Raw genomic sequence first — 15,290 nt, forward strand, 5'->3', positions numbered from 1 at the left:
AACGGAGCCTTACGAGGCTCCGTTTTTTTTCGGCGCGAAGCCTTTGCGCACCCGCGTTTGCAGGGCCATCGCACCGATGTCGCACCATGCGGGCAGACGGTGTCCAAGGCGAATGCTAAACTGCGCGGGACTGGAAACGTGACGGGGCCACAACGAACATCCAGCAATCCCTCTGGGTTCCGCCCCCGAGCCGGTTTAGAATAGCGCTCGTTTTTTCCGCCTCAAACGGATCTCCGCGTATATGACAACTAGCACGCACGTGGCAAAACAGCCGCTACCCTCGCTCGCCGTAGCGGCCATCGGCGTGGTGTTCGGCGACATCGGGACGAGTCCGCTGTACTCGCTCAAAGAAGCGTTCAGCCCCGCCCACGGCATTCCCCTCAACGACACGTCGATCCTCGGCGTCATCTCGCTGCTGTTCTGGGCGATCATGATCGTCGTCAGCGTCAAATATGTGCTCATCGTGATGCGCGCCGACAACGCCGGCGAAGGCGGCGTGCTCGCGCTGATGGCGCTGGCGCTGCGCTCGTTCGACCGCAGGAGCAGGGCGGCCGTGGTGCTGACGGCGCTCGGCATCTTCGGCGCCTGTATGTTCTACGGCGACGCGGTGATCACGCCCGCGATCTCCGTGATGTCGGCGGTTGAAGGCCTGGAGCTTGCCGCGCCCAAACTCACGCATCTGGTTCTGCCGATCACGATGGTAATCCTGATCGCGCTGTTCTGGATCCAGCGCCACGGCACCTCGCTGGTGGGCCGCCTGTTCGGCCCGATCATGGTGCTGTGGTTCGTGACGATCGCCGTGCTCGGCCTCTCGCGGATCGTGCAGCAGCCGGGTGTGATTGCCGCGCTCAATCCGTACTACGCCATTACCTTCATGGGCGCGCATCTGCTGCAGGCCTACGTGGTGCTCGGCTCGGTGGTGCTGGTGCTGACCGGCGCGGAAGCGCTCTACGCCGATATGGGCCACTTCGGCGCGAAGCCGATCCGCTTCGCCTGGTACGTGCTGGTAATGCCCTCGCTCGTGCTCAACTATTTCGGTCAGGGCGCACTGCTGATGCAGGACCATCACGCGATCGAAAATCCGTTCTTCCTGCTCGCCCCGGACTGGGCGCTGCTGCCGCTCGTGGTGCTCTCGACGGTGGCGACGGTGATCGCTTCGCAGGCGGTGATTTCGGGCGCGTATTCGCTTACGAGCCAGGCCATCCTGCTGGGCTACGTGCCGCGCATGAAGGTGCTGCACACGTCGGATATGGCGATTGGCCAGATCTACGTGCCGGTCGTGAACTGGATGCTGCTCTTCATCATCCTGTGCATCGTGGTGGCCTTCAAGAGTTCGGATAATCTGGCGGCCGCCTACGGTATCGCCGTGACCGCCACGATGGTGATTACCACCGTGCTGGTCGCCGTCGTCATGACGAAGGTGTGGAAGTGGAACCGCGCTCTGGTCGCCGGCATCATCGCGGTGCTGCTGGCCGTCGATCTGGGCTTCTTCGGCGCGAATCTGCTAAAGGTCGAAGAGGGTGGCTGGCTGCCGCTGGGAATCGGCGCGCTGCTGTTCTTCCTGCTGATGACCTGGTTCAAGGGGCGCATGATCGTCAAGGAGCGCACGGCTGCCGACGGTATTCCGCTGATGCCGTTCCTGCAGGGCCTGCTGGCGCACCCGCCGCATCGCGTGTCGGGCACGGCCATCTATCTCACGGGTAGCGACACGCTCGTGCCGGTGAGCCTGCTGCACAACCTCAAGCACAACAAAGTGCTGCACGAGCGCACGATCTTCCTCACTTTCAGGATCCGTGACATTCCTTATGTGTCGAATGCCGAGCGTTTGAACGTGCGTGATATTGGCGGCGGACTTTATCTCGTGAAGGCCGATTACGGTTTCAACGAGACGCCGGACGTGAAGGCCGTGCTCGAAGAGGTGGGCCGCGCACAGGGCCTGTTGTTCGAGATGATGGACACGTCGTTCTTTATCGCGCGCGAGACCGTGGTGCCGACTCAACTGCCCGGCATGTCGATCTTCCGCGAGCGCATCTTCGCGTGGATGCACCAGAACGCCGCGAAGCCGACCGACTTCTTCAGCATTCCCGCCAATCGCGTGGTGGAGCTGGGGACGAAGATCGAGATTTAAAAATGGCTTCGGCGCGTGCCGGAGCCAGACGTAAAAAAGGCGCCGTGAGGCGCCTTTTTTCGTTGCGTGAATTCGTTGCGTCAACAACGGAGTACGCGCACGCCGCGAGCCCCGAGGCTCGCGGCTCACCTGCTTATCGCTTGAGCTTGGCGAACGCGGCCGCCATCGCGCCGGCCGGTTCCGCGTCGCGCGAACGCTGACCGCCGCGATTCGCGTTGCCGCCGCGATCATTGCGATCGCGGTTTCCGCCCGCGCCACCCGCACCCGCGCCGCCGCTACGCTGCGCGGCGCTGGCCGGATCATCGTCCATACGCATGGTGAGTGCGATACGCTGGCGCTTCACGTCGACGTCGAGCACCTTCACTTTCACGACCTGGCCGGCTTTCACGACTTCGTGCGGGTCCTTGATGAACTTCGTCGACAACGCTGAAACGTGCACCAGACCGTCCTGATGCACGCCCACGTCGACGAACGCGCCGAATGCGGCCACGTTGGTCACGACGCCTTCGAGCACCATGCCTGGCACGAGATCCGAGACCTTCTCGACGCCGTCGCGGAAGGTCGCCGTCTTGAACTCGGGACGCGGGTCGCGGCCCGGCTTTTCAAGTTCGCTGAGAATGTCGCGCACGGTCGGCAGACCGAAACGTTCATCGACGAATTCCGCGGGCGAAAGTCCGGATAGCGCTTCGCGATTGCCCAGTACGTCGCCGATGGAGCGCTTGATCTTCGCGAGCATGCGTTCGACGACTGGATACGCTTCCGGGTGAACCGACGAGCGATCGAGCGGATTGTCGCCGCTGTTGATGCGCAGGAAGCCCGCGGCCTGCTCGAAGGTCTTGTCGCCCAGGCGCGGCACCTTCTTCAGATGCTCGCGCGACGGGAAGGGACCGTTCGCGTCACGGTAATCGACGATATTGCGTGCGAGCGTCGAGTTCAGACCCGAGACGCGCGCGAGCAACGCCACGGAAGCCGTGTTCGCGTCCACGCCCACCGCGTTCACGCAGTCCTCGACCACCGCATCGAGCGAGCGCGCCAGTTCGCGCTGGTTCACATCGTGCTGATACTGGCCCACGCCAATCGCCTTAGGCTCGATTTTCACGAGTTCGGCGAGCGGGTCCTGCAGGCGGCGCGCGATCGACACCGCGCCCCGCAGCGAGACGTCCATGTCCGGGAATTCCTTCGCCGCCAGTTCGGACGCCGAATAAACCGATGCGCCGGCTTCCGACACCACGATCTTTTGCAGCTTCAGTTCCGGATGCTTCGCAATCAGTTCGCTGGCGAGCTTGTCGGTTTCGCGCGAGGCGGTGCCGTTGCCGATGCTGATGAGCTCCGCCTGCGTCTGCGCGGCGATGCGCGCGAGCCTGGCGAGCGAGCCGCCCCAGTCGCGGCGCGGCTCGTGCGGATAGATTGTGTCGGTTGCCAGCACCTTGCCGGTGCGATCGACCACGGCTACCTTCACGCCCGTGCGCAGACCCGGATCGAGGCCGATCACGGCCTTCGGACCAGCCGGCGCGGCCAGCAGCAGATCCTTGAGGTTGCGCGCGAACACGCGGATCGCTTCGTTTTCGGCCTGCTCGCGCAGGTTGGTCAGCAGTTCGTTTTCGAGATGCGGCTGCACCTTGACGCGCCAGCACCAACGGCACACATCCGAGAGCCACTTGTCGCCCGGACGGCCCTGGTTGGCGATGCCGAAGTGACGTGCGATAAGCCCCTCGCCCGGATGCGGGGTCTGCGTGTCGAGTTCGCCGCCAAGGCCCAGCTTCACCATCAGCACCCCGGCGTTACGGCCGCGGAACAGGGCGAGCGCGCGGTGCGACGGCACGGTCTTGATGGTTTCGGAGTAGTCGTAGTAGTCGCGGAACTTTTCGCCTTCCTCATTTTCCTTGCCTTCGACCACGCTCGACATCACCACGCCCTGGTTGTGCAGCCAGTCGCGCAGCTTGCCCAGCAGCTCGGCGGTTTCGCCGAACTGCTCCGAGAGAATGTCGCGCGCGCCGTCGAGCGCGGCCTTGATGTCGGCGACGCCCTTTTCGGCGTCCACGTATTGCGCGGCTTCGGTCTGCGGGTCGAGCAGCGGATTCGCCAGTAGTGCGTCGGCGAGCGGTTGGAGGCCAGCTTCGCGCGCGATCTGCGCGCGCGTGCGGCGCTTGGGCTTGTAGGGCAGATAGAGGTCTTCGAGAACCTGCTTGCTGTCGGCGGTCTCGATGGCGTTGCGCAGCTCGTCGGTGAGCTTGCCTTGCTCTTCGATGCTCGCGAGGATCGCGGCGCGGCGGTCTTCGAGCTCGCGCAGATAGATCAGCCGCTCTTCGAGCGTGCGCAGTTGCGTATCGTCGAGATTGCCCGTGACTTCCTTGCGGTATCGGGCGATGAACGGAACGGTCGCTCCTTCGTCGAGAAGCTGGACGGCGGCCGCCACCTGACGCGGCTGTACGGTCAGTTCGCTGGCGATACGCTGGACGATCTTGAGTGCTACGGTTTCCGTCATAGGGTCTGGATATTCCTGCGAGGATCGGTTTGCGGTGCGGCCCGGCTTGCCGGAAACTTCTACGATATCGGCACGGCAGGCGGCGCGGCAACCGGCGGGAGAGGGCTGGGAGAGCGCGCCCGCCGGCCAGTGGAGCGGGGCATTTTGCCATAAATGGCGGGGCGCTCAACTCGCGGGGTGTTAGAATTTGCGGCATGTTCCGCTGCCCTCAGAAGACGTTGAACCCATCCCGCTTTGTTTCTGTCAGGTCCCGTGCGCGCGCAGGCGCGGCATGGCGGACCACCGCCCGCGCGGCGGCTTGTGCTGTCGCCATGCTGGCTGCGGCGAGTGTTCCGGCCCTCGCGCAGGAGGCAGCAGCCCCCGGGGTGGTTTCCGGCGTCGATGCGACGGCAGGTGGCGCGCAAGGCGCACGCCCGGCGTCCGGCGCGCTCGTGCCGCCCGCTGCATCTGACGTGCGGGCGAACGAGAGCGACAGCAACGCGGCCATTCAGAACGACTTCGCCGCACGCCAGAAGGTGCTTGATCGTCGTACGGCGGAAAACAACTATCAATACGGCGTGGCGCAGCACAACTGCTACGACACGTTTTTCGTGAATCACTGTCTGGGTAAGGCGCGCGATGCGATGCGCGTGGTGCAGGCGGACATCCGCCACCAGCAGCTGGCGCTCGACGAAGAGCAGCGTGCCGATAACGCGCGCCGCCGCGACGAGCAGGCCGCGTTGCAGCGCGCGCGCGAACAGGCGGATGCGCCTCAACGCGCCGCCAACGAAGCCGCTAGCGCGCAGGCATTCGAGGACAAGCAACGGCAGCACGCGCTCGATCAGGCGCAGCGTCAGGCGGAAGCTCCGCAACGTGCGGCGAACGAGCAGGCGTTCAAGCAAAAGCAGCAGCAGCACGCACTGGACCAGGCGCAGCGCGACGGCGCGGCGGCGCAGTCGCAGCGCGACGCCAACCAGGCAGCGTACGACAAGAAGCAGTCGGACTTCCAGAGCAAGCTGGATCAGGCGCGCCGCGAAGGCCAGCAGAAGGCTCAGGAGCGTGCCGAGAAGGCGCAGAAGTTCGAGCAGAAGCAGGCAGACGCGGCGAAGCACGCGTCCGACGTCGAAGCGCGTCAGAAGCAGGCCGCCGAGAAGGCGCAGCAACAGCAAAAGCAGCAGCAACAGCAACAGCAGCAGGGCCAGTAATGCCAGCAGTACCCGTACCCGGCAACATCACGTAACACCACGCTTTTTCAGCCAGACAGCAACCTCAGGCGTGCGGCCCTTCGCAAGGTGCACGCCGTTCATGACGAGGAGGCGAGCATGCGCGAGCAACGTGAAGTCAAGAGCGAGGTCCTTCGTGACCGCATTCTGCAACTGGAATCGGAACACGGCGATCTCGACCGTGTGATCGAGCGGATGTGCGAGACGTCGGACTTCGACGATCTCGAATTGCAGAAGCTGAAGAGGCGCAAGCTCAAGCTGAAAGACAACATACTCTTGCTGCAATTGCAGCTGGACCCCGATTTACCGAAGACCTCGAACGGGCACGCCTGATTCCGGGTCCCGGCAGGCGCCGGGGCGCGGCCGCAATCGGGCCGCGCCCCGAGGATCGAGCAGGAACCGCTTGCCTTGAATTCAACGACCGTTTCCCGATCCGGATCTGCACGCGACGATGGCGCGCGCAGAGATGACGCGCGCGCTGCGCAAACGACCTTGGCGCCCGCCCTGAGCGCGCGCCGCGCAGCCGAACTCGAAAACCTGTTCGCCGCCGACGGCCTGCTTGCACGCGAGATTGATGGCTATCGTCCGCGCGCGGCGCAGATCGAAATGGCACGCGCCGTGGCGGCCGCCATGGAAGCCGCTGCGCAGGCCCAGCCCGAGCCGGCTGCGTTCGAGTTGCAGTCGCGTCCTGCGCGCCGTCTCGAACGCGGCGCGCCGACAGCCGTCGCGCCGCAGGCCGAAGAAGCGGCCGAGGCCGCTGCCGGTTCTGGCGACAACACGCTGATCGTCGAAGCCGGCACGGGTACCGGCAAGACCTATGCGTACCTGGTCCCGGCCATGTTGTGGGGCGGCAAGGTGATCGTTTCCACGGGCACCAAGCATTTGCAGGATCAGCTGTTCGCGCGCGACATTCCGACCGTACGCGATGCGCTCGCCGTGCCGGTCAGCATCGCGATGCTCAAGGGCCGCTCGAATTATCTGTGCCATTACTACCTGCAGCGCACCGCCGATAACGGCCGCTTGCCGTCGCGCCAGGAAACCTCGTATCTGCAGGAGATCATCCGCTTCGCGAAGATCACGCGCTCGGGTGACAAGGCCGAGCTTGCGAGCGTGCCGGAAACGGCTGCGGTGTGGTCGATGGTCACGTCCACGCGCGATAACTGCCTGGGCCAGGAATGTCCCAATTACAAGGACTGCTTCGTAATGCAGGCGCGCCGCGAGGCGCAGCAGGCCGACATCGTGGTGGTGAACCACCATCTGTTCTTCGCCGACATCATGCTGCGCGACACCGGTATGGCCGAGTTGCTGCCAAGCGCGAACACCATCATCTTCGACGAAGCGCATCAGTTGCCTGAAACCGCTACGCTATTTTTCGGTGAGACGCTGTCGACCACGCAGTTCCTCGAACTCGCGCGTGATTGCGTCGCCGAAGGTTTGAGCCACGCGCGCGATGCGGTCGAGTGGGTCAAGCTCGCGGCCGGGCTCGAACGTGCGGCGCGCGACGTGCGCCTCGCATTCAAGGAAGACTCGCTGCGTGTTTCGATCACGCAGTTGCCCGAGGATCACCCGCTATTCGATTCGCTCGATGCCTTGCAGACGGAACTGGGCACGCTGGCCAATGCGCTTGCGGGACAGGCCGAGCGGGCGGAGTCGCTGGGCGCATGCCTGCGTCGCGCGCGCGAGTTGCAGGGTGTGCTCAACGGCTGGACGGTGCAGGGCGCCGTGGCTGAAGTCAAGGCGACGGACGGCAAGCGCGAAGCCCAGGGCGAAGAGACCCGCGAATACGCCGACGACGAAAAGGTCCGCTGGGTCGAGGTCTTTTCGCACACGGTGCAACTGCACGAAACGCCTCTGTCGGTCGCGCCGATTTTTGCGAAGCAGCGCGCCGGTGTGCCGCGTACGTGGATCTTCACGTCGGCGACACTCTCGGTGAAGGGTGACTTCACGCACTATGCGGCGCAAATGGGCCTGAGTTCGCGTCGCTCGATGACCCTGCCCAGCCCGTTTGACTATCCGCAACAGGGCTTGCTGTACGTGCCGCGCAACATGCCGCAGCCGTCGTCGCCGCAATTCACCGATGCCGTGTTCGACGCCGCTTTGCCGGCCATCGAGGCATCCGGCGGTGGCGTATTCATGCTGTGCACGACGCTGCGTGCCGTCAACAAGATCGCCGACCGGCTGCGCGACACGATCGAATCGCGCGGCTGGAATACGCCGCTGCTGGTGCAGGGCGACGCAAGCCGCACCGAACTGCTCGAACGCTTCCGTGCCTATGGCAACGCGATTCTGGTGGGTAGCCAGAGCTTCTGGGAGGGCGTGGACGTGCGCGGCGATGCCTTGTCGCTCGTCGTGATCGACAAGCTGCCATTCGCGCCGCCTGACGATCCCGTGCTGGCTGCGCGGCTCGATGCGCTGACCAAAAAAGGCTTGAGCCCGTTCGCGGTTCATCAATTGCCGCAGGCCGTCATTACGCTCAAGCAGGGCGCAGGGCGTCTGATCCGGGCGGAAACCGATCGTGGCGTGCTGATGATCTGCGATACGCGTCTTGTCGATAAGCCCTATGGCCGTCGCATCTGGCAGAGTCTGCCGCCGTTCAAACGCACGCGTGAGATCGAAGTCGTGCAGGCGTTTTTCTCTGGCGAGCAAGAGGCGCAGGAAGGCGCGTAATACGCGCTTGCAGTTGAGAAGAATGGGTTACATGCAACCAGCATGAAATCCATCCTGTTCAGTTCGATGAATGCGCGTTGCGAAACAAAAAAGCCACGAACTTGCGTTCGTGGCTTTTTTGTTTGCCCACCGTGCGTCTGACGTTGACGTCAGGCTGCACGGCGTTTCGCTTCGATGCCCACTGAAGCCGAGGCTCCGCGCGGGCAATGCGCGAATGCAGCTTACTGGCTTGCGCCCGATGCCGGAGCAGCAGCCGAAGCAGCAGCGTCCGAAGCAGCAGCGCCTGCGTCCGAAGCAGCAGCCGTAGCCGAAGCAGCAGCGTCGCTCGCAGCAGCAGCAGCGCCCGAAGCAGCAGCTGCGGAATCCGAAGCAGCAGCAGCCGGTGCCGAAGCAGCGGTCGCATCGCTAGCCGGCGCAGCAGCTTGGTCGCTGCTCTTGTTGCATGCAGCCAGTGCAACAGCTGCCAGCAGGGATGCTACGAGGAGGGATTTCTTCATGATCACGTCCTTTTATGGTTAAAGGTAAGCAACAGCGCAAAATAAAACCGGTAATGTGCCCCAACACCGACCTTGAGCCGCTGGTGGAGATGCACTGCAAGAGCGTGAATCTTCCCTACGGCCTGGGCGGAAATTATAGGCACTTTCGTATCGACCGTCGACAAATCCGGGGACAATACGTTGTCTTTCTCATACAAGCACTATATTAGTACGGTATATCAGCCCGAAGCGCTTAGGCAAGCGCCCCAAGTCGTAACCAGCCCGCACAATACCACTCGTGTAGCAACACTGTCACACTCGAATCGTGTGAGAGTGTTACAAAGCGTTTCCCATCCAGCAAGCGGTTATCGGCAAGTTCCGGCAACCACTTCCTTGCCTCTTTGAGCAAGTACTGTTCCCCGTTCAGGTAATACGACCGCGCATCGTAAAGCAGGATTGTCCTGCGGTCGAGTCTTATCCCGCTTTTCGCGGCGCGCGCAACAAAACGGGCCTCGTCGAGGGGCTTTTCGGGGGCGTCGAACACCACATTGGATTTCGGTTCTGAAAGCCAGGAGCCCACGAAAGACGATACATCCGCATCGTTCCAGCGCACTTTAGCAAGCACTGACGAGACGCGCTCCACAAGTGCCGGGGGCAGCTGCGCGGGATGCTTCACTGCGGGCTGATCGGGGTCGCGATAGAGCGTCGGATTGGCCGCCGCCGGGATCTGCGCGCCTCGCTCGGCAAGCCAGTAGAGAAACTGGCTCGTAAGTTCGTCGGTGGAAGGCGAACGAAAGCCGATCGAGCACGTCATGCACTCGCCTTCGGCCACGCCATCGTGGGCGATATGCGGCGGCAGGTACAGCATGTCGCCCGGCTCCAGCACCCATTCCTCCTCCGGCTCGAAGTTCGCGAGCACCTTGAGCGGCAAGCCTTCCTGCAAGGACAGATCGCGCTGCGCGCCGATGCGCCAGCGCCGCTTGCCATGCACCTGAAGCAGAAACACGTCGTAGGAGTCGAAATGCGGGCCAACACCGCCTCCGTCACTCGCGTAGGAGATCATCAGATCGTCCAGACGCGCGTCGGGTGCGAAGCGGAAACGTTCGAGCAACGCGCGCGCACGATCGTCGTGAAGGTCGACGCCTTGCACGAGCAGGGTCCACTGGCGCGTTTTCGGCGTCGGCAGTTCGTCGGGGGCGAAAGGGCCGTGTTCGAGCGCCCAGCGCTTGCGGAAATGCGTGATGAGACGCGACTCGACATCGTCGCTATCGGCCAGCGCGAAGAGTTCGTCGCGCGAGAGCGGCGCTTCGATGCCGGGCATCGCCTGGCGGATCAATAATGGCTTTTTCTGCCAGTATTTCTTCATGAACTGCGCCGGACTCAGGCCGCCAAGCAGCGGCGTGGGCGTATCGGGTGCAGGGCATGCCAGGGAAGCGGAGGCGCGCTGCTTGCGAGCGTCCTCCGGGTGGTCAGGGGACCGCTTGGGCATCGTATAATGTGGTCTGTAATCTGGAGAATCGAATGAAAATCGCAAAGGACACCGTCGTGTCGGTCGCTTACAAGCTATCGGATGCGCAGGGCAATCTGATTGAGGAAAGCGACGAGCCGATGGTCTATCTGCACGGCGGCTATGATGGCACGTTCCCCAAGATCGAGGAAGTGCTGGACGGCAAGGAGCCGGGCTTCGAGACCCAGATCCAGCTTGAGCCGACGGACGCTTTCGGCGAGTACGATCCGGAACTCGTGAAGATCGAGCCGCGTGGCCGTTTCCCGGAGCCGCTCGAAGTCGGCATGCAGTTCGAAGGCACGCCGGAAGAGGGCGACGACGATCTCGACTCGCTCATCTACACCGTGACGGACGTGGCCGAAGACAAGGTCGTGCTCGACGGCAATCACCCGCTCGCGGGCATGTCGCTGCGTTTTGCACTGACCGTCAAGGAAGTGCGTCAGGCGACCGAGGACGAAATCGAGCATGAGCACGCGCACGGCGCGGACGGCCTCGAAATCCTCGATGAGGACGATGACGAAGACGGCGAGGAAGCCGATTCGAAGCCGACCCTGCACTAAGCATGACGATGCGCCGGCCCGGGATAGCCGGTGCCGGCGCATTTCATTTCAGTGGGTTCTTTCCGGACCCAGGACGTCTTCAAGCAGTCAATCCGGAGTCCCGGCGGGCGCTTGTTGCTGATACTGCTGCTGAATCCATGGCGGCGGCATCAGCGGCCGCGATGGTGCAACCGTTTGCGATGCGCCCGAGCCACCCGCGGCCGGTGACGCCGCGGATCCTGCCCTGCCTTCAGCACTTGCGCTAGCCGCACTCACGGCGTTCAGATCGGGTGCTTGCTGCATGCCTGGAATCTCCGTCACGTCGGGCATCGACGAAATTTCCGGCATTTCCGGCATCACGGGCTGCTGCTGCGGCAGAAGGGGCAGGTGTTTTGGCACATCGTGCACACTCACGCGCAGCGGCGTATTGCGCGCCATGTCGGCGTCGATCTGCAACCATTGCGTGAGCGGATCGCGCAGCGAAAAGGCCACGCGCGTTACGTTAGCAATCCTGATTCCTTTTTCGTTACGCAAAGGCTGATCGATCGAGAAGCCGCGTGGGAGTTTTGCTTCGTCCGGGTGTACGACGATGATCGGGCCACGAAAACTGTCCGCTAGCTTCACGAGGCTGCGGCGCAATTCCGCGTAACCGTCGCGCGGCGCGCGATGAAAACGCAGCCACGAAAAGCGGTCGGAGCGGTCATCGCGATCGGGCAAGGCATCGGCCTGCATGAAGATCACGATGGCGCGCGCGTTGCGCCGGCGCGCGAATTCGGCAGCGTGTTCGAGCCAGAAGCCATTGGCGATCACGCGGTCCTCGAACTCGCCGTTACGTCCGCCCGCGTTCAGGAAGTGATTGTTGCCGTTGGGCGCGTTGAGCGTGACGAACACCGTATCGCCGACCTGCCAGCGCACGTTTTCACGATAAGGGCGAAAGCGCGAGACTTCGCTTTCGCGCGTGAGTGCGAGCGGGGTTTCGCCCAGGGCGCTGGCATCGCTGTAGAAGTTCTGGCGCAGGAAATCGAGCCGTTCGACCGGGTCGTAGCCGCCCGCGCCGCTGGTGCCGCAAGTGACCCAGTCGCGTTGTCCCGGCACGAACACGACGGGCGCGCGCGACGCTTCGAGCAGATCGCGACGACGCTCGTAGAGATGGTCCACGCACGATTCGCGCGGGCCTTTGAGGTTGCCGTCGTAGACAAGAAAGGCGATTTTCGGATCGCGCCCGATGGCGTCGATCAGACGTTGCAGCGTGGTTTCGTCGCCGGGTTCGGTGACGACGTTGGCCACTACCGCGAATGCATAGCGCCAGGCGGGAGTTTGTGCTGGCTGCGCGGCTTTCGCCGGAGCGGCGAAAGCAACGCCGGACGTGGCTGTCGCGCACATCGCAAGCAGCCACGCGAGCGCGCGCAATAGCCGATACGTGCGGACAGTGCGGCGCCACGCAAAGCCGCCGCGGCCATGTATAGATGGCCACGGCGGCGTCGCGAAGCGACGCCTAGCGTTTGGCGTCCGGCGCGTTGGCCAGCTCATGCAGTTCGTACAGGAGGTCGAGCGCCTCGCGCGGGCGCAGCTCGTTCGGATCGAGCGCGCGCAGACGCTCGGCGACCCGCGCGGCGGCCGGATCTTCGGGAAGCGACACCGCGTCTTGCGCGTAGGTCTGCGTATCGCCATCTTCGATCTCGTCGATCGACATCGCCGGCGCGGCGAACAGATCGAGTTGCGGCGTCGGCTGACCGGCCGAGAGCTGCTCCAGATGCACCAGATGCTTGCGCGCCGCGCGGATCACCGCATTCGGCACGCCCGCGAGCTGTGCGACCTGCAGGCCGTAGCTCTGGTTCGCCGGGCCTTCGCTCACCGAGTGCAGGAACACGATGCCGTGCCCATGCTCGACCGCCGAAAGATGCACGTTGGCCGCCTGCGCGAATTCCGCCGGCAACTGCGTGAGTTCGAAATAGTGAGTCGCGAACAGCGTGTGGCAGCCGTTACTAGACAGCAGATGGCGCGCGATTGCCCACGCCAGCGCGAGACCGTCGAACGTCGAGGTGCCGCGCCCGATTTCGTCCATCAGCACAAGACTTTGCGGCGTGGCGTCGTTGAGAATCGCGGCGGCTTCCGTCATTTCGACCATGAAGGTCGAGCGACCACCGGCGAGATCGTCGGCCGCGCCGATACGCGTGAAGATGCGGTCGATCGGGCCGAAGCGCGCGCGCCGTGCGGGCACGTAGCTGCCCACATAGGCGAGCAGGGCGATCAGCGCGGTCTGACGCATGAAGGTCGATTTACCGCCCATATTCGGGCCGGTGATCAACAGCAGTTTGCGATCGGCGTGCAGCGCACAGTCGTTGGCGATGAATTGCTCGACCTGCGCCTCCACCACGGGGTGGCGGCCCTGTTCGATTTCGATGCCGGGCGCTTCGGAAAACTCCGGCGCATTCCAGTCGAGCGCGCGCGCACGTTCGGCGAAGGCGGCAAGCAGATCGAGTTCCGCGAGCGCCGCGGCTACGCGCTGGCAATCGCCGATGAAGGGCAAGAGCGCCTGCAGCAGCGCATCGTACAGACCCTTCTCGCGCGCGAGCGCACGTTCCTGGGCGGACAGCGCCTTGTCCTCGAAGGTCTTCAGCTCAGGCGTGATGTAGCGTTCGGCGTTCTTGAGCGTCTGGCGGCGACGATAGTCGTCGGGCACCTTGTCGGTCTGGCCGCGCGTGACTTCGATATAGAAGCCATGCACCTTGTTGTATTCGACGCGCAGATTGCCGATGCCGGTACGCGCGCGCTCGCGCGCTTCCAGATCGATAAGGAACTGGCCGCAGTTCTCCGACATGTCGCGCAGCTCGTCGAGTTCCGCGTCATAGCCGCGTGCAATGACGCCGCCATCGCGGATCATCGCGGCGGGTTCGGGCGCGACCGCGCGTTGCAGCAGATCGGCGCATCCGGCGGGCGGCTCCAGCGCGTCGACGATGCGCGCCAGCGACGCCGACGCGCCACCCGCGGCGGCAACCTGCTCGCGCAGCGCCGGCAGTGCAGCGAAGGTGTCGCGCAGGCTCGAAAGATCGCGCGGACGCGCTGACAGCAATGCGAGGCGACCCGTGATGCGTTCGACGTCGGCGATCTGGCGCAGCGCGCTGCGCAGTGCGTCGACGCTCGCCGGGGGCGGCGCATCGAGCAGCGCGCCGATAGCCTGCTGCCGCGTTTGCGCGATGCCTGCGTCGCGCGGAGGATGATGCAGCCAGTGACGCAGCAGGCGGCTGCCCATGGTCGTGCTGCATGTATCGAGCAGCGAACAGAGCGTGGGCGATTCGGTGCCGCGCAGCGTTTCGGTGAGTTCGAGGTTACGGCGCGTGGCTGGGTCGAGGCCGATGTATTCGGTCTCCGCCTCCACCTTCAGGCTGCGCACGTGACGCAACTGCTGGCCTTGCGTGCCCGCGGCATACAGCAGCAGCGCGCCGGCTGCGCCGCAGGCGCTCGTGAGCGTGTGCGCGCCGAAGCCGTCGAGACTCGCCACATCCATCTGATCGCACAGGCGCTGCTTGCCCGAGGCGAGATCGAAGTGCCAGGCGGGCACGCGCGTGAGCGCACCCACGCCCGCAGGCGGCGACCAGCCTGAGGATTCCGAGGGCATGTCGGCGACCAGCACTTCAGCGGGACGAATGCGCTCGAAGGCCGTGGCAACCTGCTCCGGCGCGACTTCGGCCAGACGCAGTGCGCCGCTCGCCAGATTGAGCCATGCGAGGCCAACGTTGACGGTCACGCCGCGCCGGTTGTGACCGGGGCAGACCGCCATCAGGTAGACGTCGTTTTTGTCCGATAGCAGGGCGGCGTCAGTGAGCGTGCCGGGCGTGACCACGCGTACGACCTTGCGCTCGACCGGGCCTTTCGAGGTGGCTGGATCGCCGATCTGCTCGCAGATAGCCACGGATTCGCCCAGTTTCACGAGCTTGGCGAGGTAGCCTTCGCACGCATGATGGGGAATGCCCGCCATCTTGATCGGATTGCCGGCCGATGCGCCGCGTTGCGTGAGTGTCAGATCGAGCAGGCGCGCGGCTTTCTCGGCATCGCCGAAGAACAGCTCATAGAAGTCGCCCATCCGGTAGAACACGAGGGTGTCCGGATGCTCGGCTTTGATGCGCAAATATTGCTGCATCATGGGGGTGTGTTGCGCGATGTCGCCGGCGCTGGCGGTGTGTGTAGCCATCCTCGGAGTCTTGCTAAGGTTCAGGGCGTGAGTTTAACCCGCGCCGGGCGCGCATGAACCTGGCCGAATGGCCAGGCGGCGTGCAAATCCTTGC

10 protein-coding genes are annotated in these 15,290 nt (G+C 64.1%); 5 read left to right on the top strand and 5 right to left on the bottom strand.

Features of this window, described 5'->3' with window-relative positions; all coding sequences use genetic code 11:
• Positions 1 to 241 precede the first annotated feature (241 nt).
• Complete coding sequence (locus F4827_RS06490) at positions 242 to 2,128, top strand: potassium transporter Kup (protein ID WP_183722984.1); 1,887 nt, start codon at positions 242 to 244, stop codon at positions 2,126 to 2,128.
• Between the two features lie 133 nt (positions 2,129 to 2,261).
• On the opposite strand, the gene F4827_RS06495 is transcribed toward F4827_RS06490, so the two are convergent.
• Positions 2,262 to 4,613, bottom strand: a complete 2,352-nt coding sequence (locus tag F4827_RS06495) for a Tex family protein (protein WP_183722986.1) — start codon at positions 4,611 to 4,613, stop codon at positions 2,262 to 2,264.
• A gap of 194 nt (positions 4,614 to 4,807) precedes the next feature.
• Between F4827_RS06495 and F4827_RS06500 the strand changes: the two genes are divergently transcribed.
• The 3 genes from F4827_RS06500 (at position 4,808) to F4827_RS06510 (ending at position 8,482) form a co-directional block, all read left to right on the top strand.
• Positions 4,808 to 5,797 carry a colicin transporter gene (locus tag F4827_RS06500; protein WP_409258771.1) on the top strand — a complete coding sequence of 330 codons (990 nt, stop codon included), beginning with the start codon at positions 4,808 to 4,810 and terminating at the stop codon, positions 5,795 to 5,797.
• A gap of 117 nt (positions 5,798 to 5,914) precedes the next feature.
• Positions 5,915 to 6,148, top strand: coding sequence for a DUF465 domain-containing protein (locus tag F4827_RS06505; RefSeq protein ID WP_027814891.1), 234 nt, complete (start codon positions 5,915 to 5,917; stop codon positions 6,146 to 6,148).
• A gap of 159 nt (positions 6,149 to 6,307) precedes the next feature.
• Positions 6,308 to 8,482 (top strand): ATP-dependent DNA helicase, encoded by a 2,175-nt coding sequence (locus tag F4827_RS06510; RefSeq protein WP_409258772.1) that lies wholly within the window; start codon positions 6,308 to 6,310, stop codon positions 8,480 to 8,482.
• A 221-nt stretch (positions 8,483 to 8,703) separates the two neighbouring features.
• On the opposite strand, the gene F4827_RS35130 is transcribed toward F4827_RS06510, so the two are convergent.
• Complete coding sequence (locus F4827_RS35130) at positions 8,704 to 8,979, bottom strand: hypothetical protein (protein WP_103703960.1); 276 nt, start codon at positions 8,977 to 8,979, stop codon at positions 8,704 to 8,706.
• A 232-nt stretch (positions 8,980 to 9,211) separates the two neighbouring features.
• Positions 9,212 to 10,447: a cupin domain-containing protein gene (locus F4827_RS06520; RefSeq protein WP_183722994.1), complete on the bottom strand. Its 1,236-nt coding sequence runs from the start codon at positions 10,445 to 10,447 to the stop codon at positions 9,212 to 9,214.
• A 32-nt stretch (positions 10,448 to 10,479) separates the two neighbouring features.
• On the opposite strand from F4827_RS06520, the gene F4827_RS06525 reads away from it, so the two are divergent.
• Positions 10,480 to 11,025: a peptidylprolyl isomerase gene (locus F4827_RS06525; protein ID WP_183722996.1), complete on the top strand. Its 546-nt coding sequence runs from the start codon at positions 10,480 to 10,482 to the stop codon at positions 11,023 to 11,025.
• A gap of 87 nt (positions 11,026 to 11,112) precedes the next feature.
• On the opposite strand, the gene F4827_RS06530 is transcribed toward F4827_RS06525, so the two are convergent.
• Entirely contained in the window at positions 11,113 to 12,291 is a 1,179-nt protein-coding gene (locus tag F4827_RS06530) for a hypothetical protein (protein WP_184123781.1), read from the bottom strand.
• A 208-nt stretch (positions 12,292 to 12,499) separates the two neighbouring features.
• Positions 12,500 to 15,196, bottom strand: a complete 2,697-nt coding sequence (gene mutS / locus F4827_RS06535) for a DNA mismatch repair protein MutS (protein WP_183723000.1) — start codon at positions 15,194 to 15,196, stop codon at positions 12,500 to 12,502.
• Between the last annotated feature and the right edge of the window lie 94 nt (positions 15,197 to 15,290).

It is taken from the genome of Paraburkholderia bannensis (assembly GCF_014200455.1).
GTDB lineage: Bacteria > Pseudomonadota > Gammaproteobacteria > Burkholderiales > Burkholderiaceae > Paraburkholderia > Paraburkholderia bannensis_A.